Source organism: Parasphingopyxis lamellibrachiae (assembly GCF_003385775.1).
GTDB classification, from domain to species: Bacteria; Pseudomonadota; Alphaproteobacteria; order Sphingomonadales; family Sphingomonadaceae; genus Parasphingopyxis; species Parasphingopyxis lamellibrachiae.
In genome coordinates this window covers 769,975-786,506 of the sequence record NZ_QRDP01000004.1, presented here as the reverse complement: position 1 = coordinate 786,506, position 16,532 = coordinate 769,975, and the positions used below count along the sequence as shown (strand labels likewise).

6 protein-coding genes are annotated in these 16,532 nt (G+C 61.8%); all 6 read right to left on the bottom strand.

Annotation, left to right across the window (positions count from 1 at the left end; all coding sequences use genetic code 11):
* Position 1: 1 nt before the first annotated feature.
* A complete protein-coding gene (locus tag DFR46_RS03885) occupies positions 2-2,008 on the bottom strand; it encodes a heme-binding protein (RefSeq protein WP_116235256.1) in 2,007 nt (668 codons plus the stop codon).
* A 2-nt stretch (positions 2,009-2,010) separates the two neighbouring features.
* Complete coding sequence (locus DFR46_RS03880; protein WP_116235255.1) at positions 2,011-3,405, bottom strand: multiheme c-type cytochrome; 1,395 nt, start codon at positions 3,403-3,405, stop codon at positions 2,011-2,013.
* 134 nt (positions 3,406-3,539) lie between these two features.
* Positions 3,540-5,189, bottom strand: coding sequence for an acetolactate synthase large subunit (locus DFR46_RS03875; RefSeq protein WP_116235254.1), 1,650 nt, complete (start codon positions 5,187-5,189; stop codon positions 3,540-3,542).
* 77 nt (positions 5,190-5,266) lie between these two features.
* A complete protein-coding gene (locus tag DFR46_RS03870; protein ID WP_116235253.1) occupies positions 5,267-6,217 on the bottom strand; it encodes a D-2-hydroxyacid dehydrogenase in 951 nt (316 codons plus the stop codon).
* On the bottom strand, positions 6,214-7,662 hold the full coding sequence (gene cysS / locus DFR46_RS03865) for a cysteine--tRNA ligase (RefSeq protein WP_116235252.1): 1,449 nt from the start codon (positions 7,660-7,662) through the stop codon (positions 6,214-6,216). The genes DFR46_RS03870 and cysS overlap by 4 nt, the downstream gene beginning before the upstream one ends.
* 70 nt (positions 7,663-7,732) lie before the next feature.
* Positions 7,733-16,501, bottom strand: a complete 8,769-nt coding sequence (locus DFR46_RS03860; RefSeq protein ID WP_116235251.1) for a beta strand repeat-containing protein — start codon at positions 16,499-16,501, stop codon at positions 7,733-7,735.
* Positions 16,502-16,532: the final 31 nt, after the last annotated feature.

The window sequence follows — 16,532 nt, the reverse complement described above, 5'->3', positions numbered from 1 at the left end:
CCTATAAGCCCTGGCAGACATTGTTTTCGTCCGTGTCGAGGAACGGAGCGAAAGGGCAGCTGACATAGCGCAGCCGGACATCGTTGCCGCCAACATTGACGACTATCCGGTCCGCGCGGATGGCGGGGGGCGCATTGTTGATGCCGCCGACCCGGAGCGAGGCATTATGCGTGCCGAGGAAGCTGATCATGTCATCCTGATCGATGCCGTCGCCCGACACACCGATCCCGCCAACCAGCGCGTTGCCGCGATAAATGGGAACCGAACCGGGGAAGATCTGTATGCCGTTTTCGAGCGGATTCTGGCCCGGCGCAACATCAGGCGTTGCCGTGCAGCGTGCCGGCGTGTCGGGGCCTACCCCTCCACCCAGAATGAAGCCGACATGGTCCAGGATATTCTCGAGCACCAGCGCCGATTGCAGACCGGTCGAGAAAGGATTGAAACTGGCGATCGGCCGGGAGAGCGGCCCCTGGGGCCGGCCCACCTCGCCGTCCGGGAAAAAGGGACGCGAGAGATTGCCGCCCGAACGATCGGCAAAGGCGAAGGTACCGGTCAGAGCATTGGGATCGCCAAGGAAATCGCGCGTCGCCTGGGTGAAGCTCCTGATGTCGGCCCGGTTCGACGGGATACCGCTGGTATTGCCCTGCAAAAGCAGGCCGGCCTGCGCGCCGGAAAAAAAGGCGGCGGTCCGTGCTTTCTGGAGCGACACGTCGATGCCGAAAATCGGGGCGTCGGGCGAACGGACAATGCCCAGTATCTCGCCATGCGTATCGACAATTGAGATCGTTACCTGTGCCCGACTGTCCAGCGGCCGGCGGATCTGCGCCCGGGCGCGGCGCATGATGATAAAGGCTTCTTCGAGCAGTGCGGTCACTTCGCCGGCGGTCAGCGGGGTGGTGACATCGGCGGCGTCGGTCGCGGCGCGGATCGGGAAGCGGTTTGCGCCCGAACCGTCGGACAGGATAAAGGCGTCGCGAATGCTGAATTCGCCGGCGGTCGAGGCGCGGATGCCCGAAGCTTCGCTGCCATAGGCCGATCCGGCGAGAATGCCGCCAGCGGCGACGAAATAGCCGGGCACATCGGCCAGCCCCCCGGCAATCGATGCGAAAGCTGGCGGCGCTGCCGGGTTGCTCCGGAAATCGCCGGTATCGGCATCGGAAAATTTGAGCGTCGTGCCGTCCACCGGAATGCGGTTGGCGCGGATCGATGCGGGCGGTTCGAAGCCGACCGTTGCCGCAAGCCCGATCGCCTCCTCGTCGCTATTGTCATTGTCGAGCCGGTTGGGATCGAACCCGTAAATCCCGTCGCCCATCACCCCGACGCCGCCAATGACGACGCCATTCCGGTACAGCGGGAAACCGCCGGGATCGGCGGACAGCCCCAGCGGCGAGCGTTTCGGCCCGATCAGCGCATTGGGACCCGCAACGCCGGTAAAGCGGGAGACAAGATCGGAACAGGGCAGCGCGCTGAACTGCACGCCGAACAGCGGTCCGCTTTCAAGGCCGACTGTGGTCGGCGCGGGAGGAAAATGCTGCTGCACGATCTCGCTCGCCGTCCGTGTCGAGAACGCATTGCCGCCGGAGGAGAGATAAGCCCCGGTGATCGCCTTGGCGATTGCGCCGGCTGCCGCAGCGGGCGCGGGAAGGGCCGTGCCCTGCAAGTCGAAATTGGTGCCGGATGGAGCCGGGACGGTCAGTGAAAGGTCGGCGCCGGTCATCGCGTAGACGGCGAGCACATTGCCCACCCGGTCGACCACGGCGATAGCGACGGGCAGGCCGCGCGCATTCGCTTCGCCGGCGGCCTGCGCGATGATCTGCTGCACATCCGCGGTGGAGAGCGATAGCTGGGCGGGAACCGAATATTGCGTTGTCGCTGGCGGAGGAGGCGGGGGTGGCGGCGGCGCGGGGTTTCCCTGGGTGTTGCCGGGCGTTCCGCCACCACCTCCACCGCCGCAGGATGCGAGAACAAAGGCGCTGGCCGTAAGTAGCGCCGTCAGCTTCGAGCCCATCTTCACCGCAACCGTCCGATTGCCGCAGAGGCCCTTCCCAGAGCCTGCCTGAATTCCAGCGGGCGATACGCATTGGGTTCGCGCACCGCAGCATAGGCGGCGTTGATATCCGCGCGGATGCCGCCGACCTGGCTTTCATCGATAGTGCCCTGGCTCACCATCGCGTTGAGCAGCGTATCGGTGGCCATCACTGCCTGTACGCTGCCCTCATAATCGGTGTAGCGCGACCGGATCGCTTCGGACGACACGGCGTTGATGATCGCGAAATTCTGTTGCCGGGTGAAACTGGCGGAGGCGAAGGCGTTGGCAAGTTGCCGGGCGCTATCTCTCAGCCTGGCAGCGGCCGCCATCCCTGCGCTGCGTCCTTCGGCGAGCGCGCCATGGAAAGCGCGGCTGTCTCGGTCGAAGCGATCTGCAGCGCCCGGTGCGACTACGCGCGCCGCAGCCGATAGCATGATCATGTTTTCGTCCTGATAGGCGGGAAATCCGTTGGGGATCGGTCGCGCCGGATTGGCAACGCCGGTAGGACGGGCATTGGGATCGTCATAGATTCGGCGATGGCAGGTGTGGCAGTCGAAAAAGACGAATTCGGGGAATATGCCTTCCGTGCCCAGGCGCTGGTTCTGGAACAGGGTCAGCGATCGTTCGAGCGCCGTCGCCTGGCCTACCGCCCACATCTGCACATGGTTGGTCCGGCCCTTGCGGCGGGCATAGTCACCGTCCTCGTCATGGTGCTGCTGCAGCGTCGAGAAGAGATCGAGCTCGAAGACAAGGCGCGGATGGCCGGCGGCCATGATCCGGTGATTGACGAACTGGCCTTCGCCAGTGCTGCCGAAATGGCAGTTCAGGCAGAGCGAGGCCCGCGCCCGCGCATTGTCGAGCGGATAGAGGCCGCGCGCGACATTGGCGCTGTGCGTATTGCCGACGGCATAGTGGCTGGCGAGCCAACCGGCATCGCCGCCGCCAGCGCCGCCATGGCAGGATTCGCAGCTTACTCCGTCTGAAAGCTGGAAGCGCGGCCCGCGCCGTGCTGCGGGCACATAATCGCTGTGACAGCCCAGGCACATGGTCGCGCTGGTCGGATTGCCTATACCAAGCTCATTGGCGATACGCTGCGAGCGTGGATTGGTGAGTATGGCATAGGCCCGGCTATGCGAGCCGGTTGCGCTGGATGGTTCCTGCCACCGCATCAGTTCGTCTTGCCGGACAACGGCGCCATCGGCCTCTTGCCGACCGTGACAGGTCGTGCCGCCGCAACTTGCGACGCCGACATGCGTGTTTGCGCTGATTTGAGCGGCCGTAGCAGACGCGTCGTTGGACTGGCCGATCCCTACGGAAAAGCCGATGGCCGCAGCGAGTGCCGCCAGTCCGATCGCCCAGTTCGTTTTCCGCGCCATATGCCTCCCCTTGGCATGGTGCTCAGCAAAGCTTGGAAGCCGAAGCTTCCGATCGAAATTTGCGACCCCCGTCCAGGAAAACTTATGTTCGTTCCAGCCCGTGCTGGCAAGCGCTGAACAGCATGAATTTGCCTCTACAGCTCTAATTTCGCACTTAATTCCTTGATCTCGTGATTGAGAATGCGATCATTGTCGGAATAGTCGACCGGGCAATCGATCAGATGGACGCCTTCGCTGCCCAGGCAGCTGTCGAGCAGTTCTTTCAGATGGTTTGCGCTCTCCACCCGATGGCCATTGGCGCCATAACTTTCGGCATATTTCACAAAGTCCGGATTGCCGAAGGTCAGGCCGTAATCCTTGAAACCCATATTGGCCTGTTTCCAGCGGATCATGCCATAGGCATCGTCGCGCAGGATAAGCACGGTAATGTTGAGCCCGAGGCGCACCGCGGTTTCCATTTCCTGGCTGTTCATCATGAAGCCGCCATCGCCGCAAATAGCCATGACCTTGCGATCAGGATAGACCATTGCCGATCCCATGGCAGACGGCAGGCCTGCACCCATCGTCGCCAGCGCATTGTCGAGCAGCACCGTGTTGGGCTGGCGAGCATTGTAATTGCGCGCAAACCAGATCTTGTAGACGCCGTTGTCGAGCGCGATGATCCCGTCGGCCGGCATTGCCTCGCGCACTGCTTTCACCAGATGCGGCGGATAGATGGGATGGCGCATGTCATCGTCAAGGCTGGCCGTATGCTCAACCTCGGCGGCTCGCGCCGTCAGCATCTTGTCGAAATTCCAGTGGCCCTGGGGAAGAATGTCTTCCTTGATCTGCCAGATGGCGTTGGCGATATCGCCGATCACCTCGACCTGCGGGAAGTACACCGGATCAACTTCGGCGGTGTTGCAGCTGACATGGATCACGTCCGCGCTGTCCTGCGTCATGAAAAACGGTGGTTTTTCAATCACATCATGGCCAACATTGACGATAAGATCGGCAGTCTCGATGGCCCGGTGCACGAAATCTCCGGCCGAAAGAGCCGCGCAGCCCAGATATTTGTCGCTGGTTTCGTCGATTACACCCTTTCCGAGCTGGGTCGTGACGAAGGGAATACCGGTTTTCTCGACAAACTGGGTCAGCATCCGGCTAGACATGGTCCGGTTGGCGCCGCCGCCGATTACCAGCACCGGGGATTTTGCCGCTTCTAGGCGTTTGGTAGCCGCGCGGATGGCCTTGGCCTCGGCAATCGGCCTGCGGCTGAGGCTTGGCGGGATCGGCCGGGACTCACTCTGCTCTTCGGCGATATCCTCAGGGAATTCGAGATGCGTTGCACCGGGCTTTTCGGTGGTCGCGATGCGGAAAGCTTCGCGGACCCGCGACGGAATATTGTCGGCAGAGGCGAGCTGGTGGGTAAATTTGCTGATCGGCCCCATCATGTCGACAACGTCGAGGATCTGGAACCGGCCCTGTTTGGAACTCTTGATCGGCTTTTGCCCGGTGATCATCAGGACCGGCATTCCGCCAAGCTGCGCATAGGCGGCTGCGGTAACGAGATTCGTCGCGCCCGGGCCGAGGGTCGCGAGGCAAACGCCGACCTTGCCGGTGTGCCGCGCATAGGTGGCGGCCATGAAACCGGCGCCTTGTTCGTGCCGTGTCAGGATCAACTGGATCTTGGAATGAGAGAGGCTTTCCAGAAAATCGAGATTTTCCTCACCGGGGACGCCGAACACATATTCGACCCCTTCCTCTTCAAGGCACTGTATGAATAGATCGGACGCCTTGGTCATCGTGATTACCCCCTGTTGCACACTATGTTCGGCTGACCCGTCGAGACGTTACACGCGCATTTCCCATGCGTCACCCGTCAATAACCCAAATCGAGATTTGCCTCTGCGACCATGGTTTCACCGTTGCGATACAAGGCAAAATTTTCGACGAAGCGCTTGGCGGCCCGCTCGAACATGCGGCTCGTCGCATTGCCGGAAAGATGCATGGTGAGAAATGTGTTGGGTGTATCCCAGAGCGCGTCGTCGGCGGGCAGGGGCTCGGGCTCTACGGTGTCGAGAATGGCACCGCCAATGGTCTTGCTTGTCAGGGCGCTGGCGAGCGCGATTTGATCGACCAGCGTGCCGCGCGCGACATTGATCAGCCAGGCGGAATTTTTCATCGCCGCCAGCTCTTCCGCGCCAATCATGTGCCGGGTTTCGTCGGTAGCGGGCGCGGCAAGGATCACCCAGTCGAACTCGGCCAGCCTGGCGCGCCATTCGTCGGCGCCGATGATTACCGGATCGCTGTCCGGCGTCCGGCGCACGGCCGTGACATCCATGTTAAAGCCGGATAGCGTTTTCGCGATTTGCTGTCCGATGGCGCCATAGCCGATAATCAGCGCCTTGCCTTCGAACAGTTCGACCGTTCCGGGCGGTCCGTTGAGCGTCGTCTTGTCGGCTTGCGCTTCCAGGATAGTGTCCAGCCGCTTGGCTGCGGCGAGCATGCCCATGACAACGAACTCGGCAATCGGAATGGCATTGATGCCTGCCCCGTTGGTGAGCGTCGTCCCGCGGCTGCGCAGGGTTTCGAGCGGGAAATGATCGAGCCCTGCATAAATGGTGTTCAGCCATTTGAGATTTTCAGCGCTCTCGATAATCGCGCGCATCCGGAGCTTGTCGTACATATCGAACCAGCCGATTTCGGCCGTCTTGGCGGCCTGCTCCGCCTCTTCTGTCGACATGAACCATGTCACGTCGAGCCCCTCGATATGCGGTTCCACCATCGGCCGGACGAGCCCGGGCAGGGCGGCTTTCAACAAAGCGGTCATGCGGTAATCCTCCAGTCCCAGCGCAGCGGATCGCCATCCATGATCTCGACGCCCCGTGCGGCGAGATCGTCGCGGATGGCATCGGCGGCAGGGAAATTCTTGCTGGCTTTGGCATCCCGGCGCAGATCGAGCTGACGCTCGATTTCTGTTTCGTCGATTTCGGCATCTGTCGGACGGATACGAAGGTCGGTGCGGTTAAGCGTTAACAGGTTGAGCCCGAGAACCGCGTCGGCCTCGCTGACCGCAGCCAGTTTCTCGCCCCGGTCGATCTTCTTGTGCGCCAGAATTTCATCGAGATGGGTCAGCGCCTTCGGCGTGTTCAGATCGTCGGATACCGCCGCATCGAACGCATCGAGCCTTTCGCGCAGTCGCGGATGCGTGCACCGGTCGGCCGGTTCGGTTTGAGCCTTCAACTGTTCGACCGCCATGACCATCCGTTTGATCCGCGTGAGCGCGGCCAGCAGATTGTCGAACGTGAATTCCAGCTCGCTGCGATAATGGGCCTGCAGGCACATCAGGCGATAGGCGAGGGGATGGACGCCCCTGTCGACCAGCCATTGCAGAGTCAGAAACTCGCCTGCGGATTTCGACATCTTGCCGCCGCGATCCACCAGGAAATTATTGTGCATCCAGATGTTCGCGCCGGTATCGGCCGAGCAGCTGTGCGCCTGGTTTTGCGCTATTTCGTTCGGATGATGGATCTCGCGGTGATCGATCCCGCCGGTATGGATGTCGAATGTCTCGCCGAGATACATCTTGCTCATGACGGAGCATTCCAGATGCCAGCCCGGCGCTCCCTTTCCCCAGGGCGAATCCCATTCCATCTGCCGTGTTTCGCCCGCAGGCGTTTTCCGCCATATGGCGAAATCCGTGGCGTGCCGCTTGCCTTCGACCGGATCGATCCGGCTTTCGCCATCGTCCGTGTTTGCGCGCGCCAGACTGCCATAACCGGGCACGGTCGATGTATCGAAATAGAGGCCGCTCTCGAGCTCGTAACAATGTTTGTCCGCGATGCTTTTCGCGAAATCGATCATCGCTTCGACATGTTCGGTGGCGATCGACCATTTGGCGGGCTGGCGGATGTTGAGCCGCTCGATGTCGCGCCAATAGGCATCGGTGTAGAATTTGGCGATGTCCCAGGCCGATTTGCCCGCCGCGCTCGCCGCCTTTTCCATCTTGTCGTCGCCGGCATCGGCATCGGATGTCAGGTGGCCGACATCGGTGATGTTGATGATATGGGTGAGCTTGTAACCCTTCCACGAAAGCACGCGACCCAGCGTATCGGCGAAAATATAGGCGCGCATATTTCCGATATGCTGGAAGTTGTAGACGGTCGGCCCGCAGGTATAGACGCGCGCTTCGCCCGGATGGACGGGCACAAAAGGTTCGGCCTGGCGTGTCAGGCTGTTGAACAGGGTGAGCGGGGCGGAGTGGCTCTCGGTCATGGATGGCAGCGATGCCGACCTCGCGCGGCGAGGTCAAATGTTTCACGCATGGCCGTCACTTATCCTGACCCTAATCGTCATTCCCGGCGCTGACAGGACCTCGGATCCAGAGATCGTCATTGCCGGATCCCGTCACCGGATCGTCGATCAGCGGGCCTTCGCGATTGGGGTTGATCTCAACCGTTTCGATCAGCGGCGTCGTTGGCTGCTGCACTTCCGGTTTTTCCTCGATCTCTTCCTCGACAAGATCCTGCACGGGATCGTCGAGAAGCTCGGGCGTATCCGGCGGAGGAGGTGGCGCTCCGCACGTGGTCGGTGCCGCAATCAGGCAGCCATTTATCGTCGAGGCGGACGAGAAGCCCGTGCTGAGGGTGGTTTGTGCGATCATGGCAATGCCGGTCACGATTGTGCCATTGCTTTGCCGTTGAATGCCGTTGACGGCGATGTCGATCATGTTTCCAGTTGAAGCGCTGGCAATGGTGATGCCGCCATCTCCAACAACGAACCCGCGGCGATCATCAAAATCGGTTCCTGCCACGCTATTCTGGATAAAGACGCCGCTATCTGCGGTGAAAGTAATGCCGCCTGCCTGGAAGAAGCCGTCATCCCGGTCGATACCGTCGCTGTTGGCAAGGCGGATATCCGCGTCGGCAACCGACGCACCGGCGATATCGTCGGCAGCGGCATCGGTTGCCGCGAGAATGGTTTGGGCCGAAAGATTGAGCTGGCCGGCAAGCCCGCCATTGGCATCGGTAACGGCGATATTTCCGCCATTGGCGTTAACCCGGATTTCCTGATCGGCCATCATTTCGAGTATGGTGTTCGTCGTGGCTCCGGTGAGAGCGAGCGCACCGTTAACGCGGATATCGCCTTCCGTGGAAATGCTGAGTGTGCCTGCTGTCCCGATATTGCCGTCCTGCGTTCCGCCTGCGCCGGTCGCGACCTGTGCAGTCAAATCTTCCACGATCAGTGATGGCCCGCCACTGTTGATGGCAGCGGCAAAGATGGTCAGGTCCCCGCCTGAATGAATACGTTCGAATTCCGAAGCATCGATGTTGAAGGCGCCAGTAACTGCCGGACCGCCCAATATCATCGCGTTCGCGCCGGCGCTGACAATCAGTATATCCTGCGTGAGGTTCGACGTTCCGAGCTGGCCTGAGGTTCCGATATCGAGATCGGCGCTGGACGTTTCGACGAAAACCCCTGTGGCGAGGGCTTGGATGTCGATCAATCCGCCTGCCGAAATAAACAGGCCGTTGGCGGCAACGACATCACTGGTAATGATGGCGTCGGTCGCGGCGGTGATCGTGATATCGCCGGCACCAGGCGAGCCGACGACGCTTCCAAACGGTGTCTGGTTTCCGCCAGCGTTTGCGCTTGCCGGGCTGACGCTTGCCTGCCCGGCCCGCAGATTGCCTGCTGCAACAAATCCTCCAGTGCTTGTAAGGGCGATGTTCCCGGTCGACAGGGCCTGATCGACTTTCAGGTCGCCTCCGGTGATGATGTCGATATCGCCATTCGTCGCGCGCGCATCGGTTACCGCCAGTTCGCCCAGCGCATTCAGCAAGATCGCTCCGCCGCTGGCGGTCAATGTGCCAGCGACGCGGATGTCGGAACTCACGACGACAGCGCCGTTTGTCGAACGCAATTCCACTTGGCCGTCCGAGTGCAAAAGCTGGAGGTTGATGCCGTCGGCGCCGGCGAGCAGCATGTCGCCGCCGCCAACGATCGTGGCACCGATAATCGCCCCCGCGGCATTCATGCCGATGTCGCCGGCTGCATCGATCTGCGTAAAATTGATATTTCCCGAAGCGGCAACCAGATCCACAGTCCCGCTGCCTGCGCGCGCGCTGTTCGTGATGACTGCGTCGCCGAAATCGACTGACGACCCATTGGCATTGAGCGACACCCCGGCAATCGAGCCCAGATTGATCGCCTGGTCAGACGTAACCGCTAGGAACTGGCCGGAGAGCGTATCGATCGAAACCGTTCCGTCCGCGTTGAGGACTACGTCGCCATTGGCCGAAACGGTGCTGATATCAATAATGCCGCCAGCATCCATCGCGATATCGTTGGCGATCCCGGTATCCGTCGGGGTGATCGCCGTGGTTCCCGCAATCATGACGCTTGCGGTAAGGTCGATAGCTTCACCGCTCACGGTCGTGAATCTCAGACTGCCGCCGGAATCGGCCGTTACGGTCCCACCCGCCGACAGGGTAGTGAAACCGATATCTCCGGTTGCGCTGAGCGCGACATTTCGGGCTGCATCCAGAGTATCGATGACAATTGCCCCGGCTGTTGCCGTCAGATCGGCCGAACCGCTTGTCGCCAAGCCATTGGAAGCGAGTGCGATGGTGCCGAAATCGAGGACGCTGGCCGTTGCATCGAGCCGCAAGGCGTTCACGGCTTCGACGGTGAGCACCGCACCGGAGTCGAGATCGACAAAGGCACCGTCAAGCGATGTAACGCTCACCGCGCCGCCGGCCACGATGTTCACATCGCCGGCCGCGTCGATCGCGCCTGCCGTCACGCTGGCGCCCGCATCGATCAGGATATCCGATCCCGCGTCCGCAGCGCCCAGGCTCACACCGCCACCGCTTTGCAGGTCGATCATGTTGCCTGCGGAAAGCGCGTCAGCGCCGATGTCACTTGCGGAAAACTGGATATCGCTCCCCGCGCTACCATCCGTCAGCGAAATGCTGCCGCCGGCATCTGCGGTGAGCGTGCCTCCAGCATCCAGCGAAGCGAGGTCGACCGATCCACCGGCTGTGAGATCGATATCGCCGCCCGCTACGGCATCGTTTCCAAAAATGTCGGTACTGGCACCGATATCGATCAGATCATCCGCATCGATGCTCCCGATTTCGACATTTACGCCGAAGATGGAGATGTTGGCCGCACCTGACGTGGCGCCCAGGAATACATTGCCGCTCGGCGCTAGCAAGATGATGTCGTTGCCCGCAGATACGTCGACCTGGCCGAAAGCAATATTCCCTCCGGCATCTATATTTGCATCGCCCACGCCCTGGCTGAACGTTCCGACATCGATGCTGCCTGGAACGGAATAGGTGCCTTCCAGCCCGCCGCCGATATTCGCGACGGTCGTTAATTCCCTGCCGGCGAATATGCCTGCGGCAACAATATCCCCGGCTACCGTGATGCCGATATCGTTGGAGCTTCTCAGGATTCCCGTGCCGAGCAGGCTGCCGTTGGCTGCGGAAATTTGCAGCGGATCGCTGCTGATCACGACGGAGCGCAGTTCGACATTGCCTTCTGTCGATTCGAACAGAATTCCCGATGGTCCGTCAAAGGTCGAGACGATACCGTCTGTGCCGATAACAAGATCGCGGCGCGTCGTGATCAGGATGGTATCCGCTCCGACGGAGCCGCCCTCGATGGTCGCGCTGATCGGTACGCCGGACTGGCCGATTTCAACCCGATTGTCCGCGCCAAGCGTTCCAAGGCAGATATTGCCTTCCAGGCAGTTGGCGCTGAGCAACCCGGTGTCGTCGGACTGAGCCACGCCGTTGGGCGGCGCGTTGTTGACATCAGCGCTGATCGAGCTGGCGTTTATGGCGCCGCCGAGCCCGTCGATCGCATCGGCGTTGAGCACAACCGCTGTATTGGTGGCTTCCAGTGTGCCCGCGACAATGATCGATGAGATCGGCGTCAAAATCGGCGATAGGAGGCTGGGACTGAGGCCGCCTGCGTTCAGATTCACAATAGCCTGGTCATTGAAGGGATCGGAAGGATCTGGCGCTGTGCCTGGGTTGAGGCCGGCGCTGACAGTTGCACCACTCTCGACAATGATGTCATCACCGGTTTGCACGTCGACGCGATTGTCGGCGCTGGTCGTCGAGCCGTTCCGGAATATTGCGTTACCTCCGGCAAAAACCCGCACATTGCCGGTTGAACTGACCGTGCCGGTGATCGCCGCATTATATTGCGGGTCATAAAGCGGATTGGTGGGATCGTCGTCCGACCCGGCATCGATCCGGACAACCGCCAGCGACCCGCCTGTTACAGCGCCATTGCCCAGCGTCGCGTTCTGGCCTGCGGAAAGGTCGATCCGGCCAAAGGCTGTAAGGTCCGCTGCCGAAGCATCTCCTTCCGCTCGAATATCGGTCACGTCACCAGAGGCGATCCGCGATCCGGCCATGGCGTTGAAGTCGGCCTGTGCGCTTGCAGTGAATGTGCCGACGATATCGAGGGAATCGGTCGGCACGCCATTGTTCGTATGGCTGACCAGAATGGAAGCGCCGCTGGTGACGCTCATATTGCCGCCGGCCGTCATCTGGCCGGTTCCGTCGAACGCGAATTCGGCATTGCCGCCGACATTGATGGTAACGTCACCCGCAACGGAAATCGGGCCGCTATTTGCGGACATAAAGAAGCCGCTGGTTGCTCCGCTTGAACTCGTCAGCGCGCTCGCGGTAAGCGAGTCCATCGTGATGAGACCAGCCGGATCGGTCGACGTATCGATTATGTCTATACGGCCGCCAAAGCTGGAACCGCCGAGCGTGCCCGTGCCGCCGGTTCCGTTGGCCAGCATCGATGTTGCGCCGAGCGTTATGATGCCGGGGCTGCCTTCCTGGACTTCGATGACGGGGTTGCCGCCTATGCCATCGCCGCCATTGCCGTCCGCGCCGATCTGGACGACCAGATCGGTGCCGCCCGCGCCCCCATCGCCGCCGGTACCGGCACCAGTCAGGGAGATATCGCTGGCCGCGATCGTTCCGCCCTGGGCAAGCAGGGTGGGCGAACCGCCGGTGCCGTTGCCGCCGTCGCCGCCATCGCCGGCAACACCGCCGCCGATCATGTCGATATTGCCGCCCGTGCCGCCGGCTCCGCCGGTGCCTGTGCTGGAAACGACAAAACCGGCGTTGACGATCGTCATGGTTCCGCCGGTTCGCGCGACCAGTTCGGAACTGCCGCCTGTAGCGTCGCCGCCGCTGCCGCCATTGCCGGCCGTTCCGCCGCTGCCGAACGCCGTGGCGCCGCCATCGCCTCCACTACCACCGGTTCCGTCGGATTCGAGAATGATGAAAGTGATCGGAATGGAGCCGTTCGCGCCGCTAACCTCTATCCGGGCCACGCCGCCCGTTGCAGAGCCGCCATCGCCGCCATCGCCGCCGATTCCGTCCGAGAAACTGCCATTGCCGCCGGTTGCGATGGCCCGCACGGTCGGATCGTCCAGCTGGACCTGGGCATTGTTTATATTCAGCGCTGCAGTACCGCCGAATGCGTTGCCGCCATCGCCCGCATCGAGACCGCTGCCGCCCACTCCGCCCACGCCATTGGCTTCGACAGTATAAGACGGGCCTGTAAGATCGTCTTGATTGAGATTGATGTTCGCATTGCCGCCGATGCCGTCGCCACCTGCGCCGCCATCGTCGACGGCATCGCCGACCGATATGCCGAAATTGTCGCCGCCGCTGCCGCCTGTTCCGATCGACTGCGCGGTCAATGTGCCAAAGCTGATTGTGCCGGCCGTGTTGTTGAAGGTCGCATCGCCGCCCGTGCCGCTGCCGCCATCGCCGCCGGGGCCACCGTCCAGCCCGCCGAACGATTGCCCTGCGCTACCGCCATCGCCGCCGAACCCGTCGGTTGCGACAAGCACGATGGAGGAATCGATGGTCGCACTGCCATCCAGGTCGAACGTTGCGGTTCCGCCGAGGCCGTTACCGCCGCTGCCGGCATCGGCGCCATCCCCGAACCCGCCATTGCCACCGGTGCCGTTCGAGGCGACGGTGAGTGTTCCGGTGATAGTGAGCGATCCGTTGATGGCGTTGAACGTTGCCGCACCGCCGATCCCGTTGCCGCCATTGCCCGCGCCGATCCCCAGATCGCCGTCGCCGGTGCCGCCGGCTCCGCCAAACCCATTGGCCGATACTGTCAGGTTGGCGACCGTCGCCGTGCCGCCGTTGAGATTGAAAGTGACCGTGCCGCCGGTGCCGTTTCCGCCATTTGCCGCCGGGTCGACGGGCAGGGCGAACGGTGTGACGCCAACCGGGCCGAAGCCCGCGGGGCGGGCGCTATAATCCAGCTCGAACGGGGCAGGGGTCGCGAGGGCGGGAACGGCGATGACATCGCCGCCGCCCGGTCCGCCCGAGCCATTCGCGCCGATGTTGAAGGTGTTTGCAGTGAAGGTCCCGTCGATCAGGTCGAAAATCACCTGGCCGCCGAAGCCGAGGCCGCCTTCGCCAACCGGCTCTGCCCCGCCGCCTTCGACGTCGAACTGCACGGAGCCGTCGGAATTGGCGAAAACATTGGCGAAACTCATAGTTCCGGCATTGCGGACCCGATAGGTGATCGTGCCCCCCGTGCCCAGGCCGCGATTGGCCAGATCGGCGGGATCGGAATTGGAATTGCCGACACCGCTGGCATCGACGAAGCTTGAGCCGCCTATCTGGATTGTTCCACCATTGGCGTCGAACACTATGGATCCACCCCGGCCGGTAGCACCGTCGCTGGCAGTGGTCGCATTGGCGTTGACGTTTATCGTCGCAAAGCCGTCTCCCACGATCTGGCCGCCGCCGGTCGACGTGATCGCGATCGACCCGCCGGCTGCGGCATCTGCAGGGTTTGACCCGCCAAAATCGCCGAGCTGGGAGAAGGCGTCCAGGGACAGGTCGTCAAAGGTCAGGCTGGCGCCATCGGCGAGGATGTCGATCGTTCCCGCCTGGTTCTCGACACCGAGATTGCCGCCTGATGCGGAGGTCGAAATGTCGAGAGAGTCGCCAATATCCAGCGTTGCGCTGTTGCGTACAGTCAGGCTGGTACTGCCGGCCGTTGCCAGCGATGTCTGGCCATTGGTCTGGGCGTCGACGCGAAGGCTATTGGCAATGGTGAGCGTGGCGCCATCGACGAGCAGCGATGCCGAGCCGCCTGCCGCGAGGCCGTCTTGCGCGTTTCCGGTGGCATCGAAAGACGTGGCTGCCTGGGCCCTTGTCTGCAGCGTCAGGAAATCGATGGCATGTGTGCCGCCGGTGAAATTCGCTGAAATCGTCCCTGCGGTCGCGTCATTGCTGGTTTGGGAACTGGAACCGCTCGAGGCCGCCGTTGCAGAGGTATCGAGCGCGAGTTGGGCGGCGGTCAGTATTCCTCCGGATGCATTCAGGGTTATCGTGCCACCGATCGAATCGCCGCCGATCGTGGGCTGCAGGTTGCTGGAATCGGTGGCATCGATCGCGATGGCGGTCGCCAGCATGATGCCCGTGGTGATCGCGCCGGTGCCCGACAGGGAAATATCGATAGCCCCGCCCGTTGCCGTGCCCGCGCTGTTGGTTCCAAGGCCGGCCGTGGCATTGGCCAGCAAACTGATATTACCGGCGCTGAGCACCCCGCCATTGTCGATATCGAGCGAAATGGTTCCGCCGTTCGCATCCTCCCCGTCCGATCCCGGCGTAAGGTCGGTCGCGCCGGTTGCACTGACATCGAGGACAAGATTGCCGCCGACGGAAAGCCCTCCATTGGCGAGCGTAAGGCCAATGGCTTCGTCGGACCGCAGCGTCAGGCCCTGCTGCGCTTCGAAGGTGGCTCCGCTGAACGTCAGGTCGATGGTGCCCGTCGTCTGCCCGGTCATGTCGTTTGTCAGGGTGAGGTCGGCGCTTCCGAATTCGATGTTCACGGCATTGCCGTTGACCGGATCGCCCGCAAATACGACCGCCGGGGCATCGGACGATCCACCCGAAAAGACATTATAGCCGCCGCTGAGGATGATTTCGCCATCTTCCTGGGTTGCGCCGACGGCGGCGGTGTAGCCGAGATTACCCGAAACGAGCATCGTGACAGCATCGTTCTTTGCAACCGCCATGAGATAGATGGCGTGCGGATCGGGTACGGCAGGGGGCGTTCCACCCACTCCGGCCGGCGTCGGTACTTCGGCGGGCCCGGTTGTGGTGCCCGTATGAACAACGCCGTTGGCATCGGTCGTGCCCATAGTGACGACGATATCGAACAGGCCTTCGTTGATTGTCAGATCGGCCTGTTCGGCGGCGACATAGGCGGTCGATCCATTGACAGTAACATCGCCGCCCTGGACGACGCGCGGTGCCACCAGCGCGACATAGCTGTCTTCGTTCAGCGCATCGATCAGCGCGCCGGATTCGATGACGACGGCGGCGCTGCTGTCCGCAGTGCCCCGGAAGCGGATTTCGCCGTCAGTGCCTAATAGTCCTCCGCTCGTATCGATATTATCGGTTGTGAGCACCAGGCTGCCGACATCGAACGAGCCTGTGCCGCCGATGACGATGCCGCCAGCGCTGTAGAACCAGATATTGCCGCCAGTCACACCACTTATCTGACTGGTTACTGTGCCATCGAAACGGACTGGACTGTCGATTGCACCCGTTGAAATACGGTTGAGAACTGTGAAAGACGATCCGTCGCTGCTGAAACGTAAATTGCTTCCATCCCCCAAAAAAGTGACTTCGGACCCGACAGAGCCCAATGTAGAGGTCGTCCAGTCAATGATCGCTTCACTGCTGGTAACGGTAACCAGATCTTCGGCCGCGCCGGGTGTGAAACTGATCTGGGTGTTATCATAGCGGGCTGTGGCGAGGACGCTCTCTCCGGGAGTCATGGTCGTGGCGAATGGGGTGTTTACGGGCGCAAAACCGGGCGCGCGGACATGCGGAATATTCTCGACAATCATAGTCGCAGGCGGCGCATGCGGAATATTCTCGACGATCATGCCGCCGGGGCGTCCGTCGATCTGGGCATGGGCCGGAGCCATGGCGCCGATCGAACCGATCAGCGCTGCGATCGCGCATCCGCCGCGGAACATGGCCTTGGCGGAACGTTTCGATCGCTGTGCGGTTGATCCGGTATCGATCATATTCTGTGTCCTCGGGGTTCCTTTTTCGGTT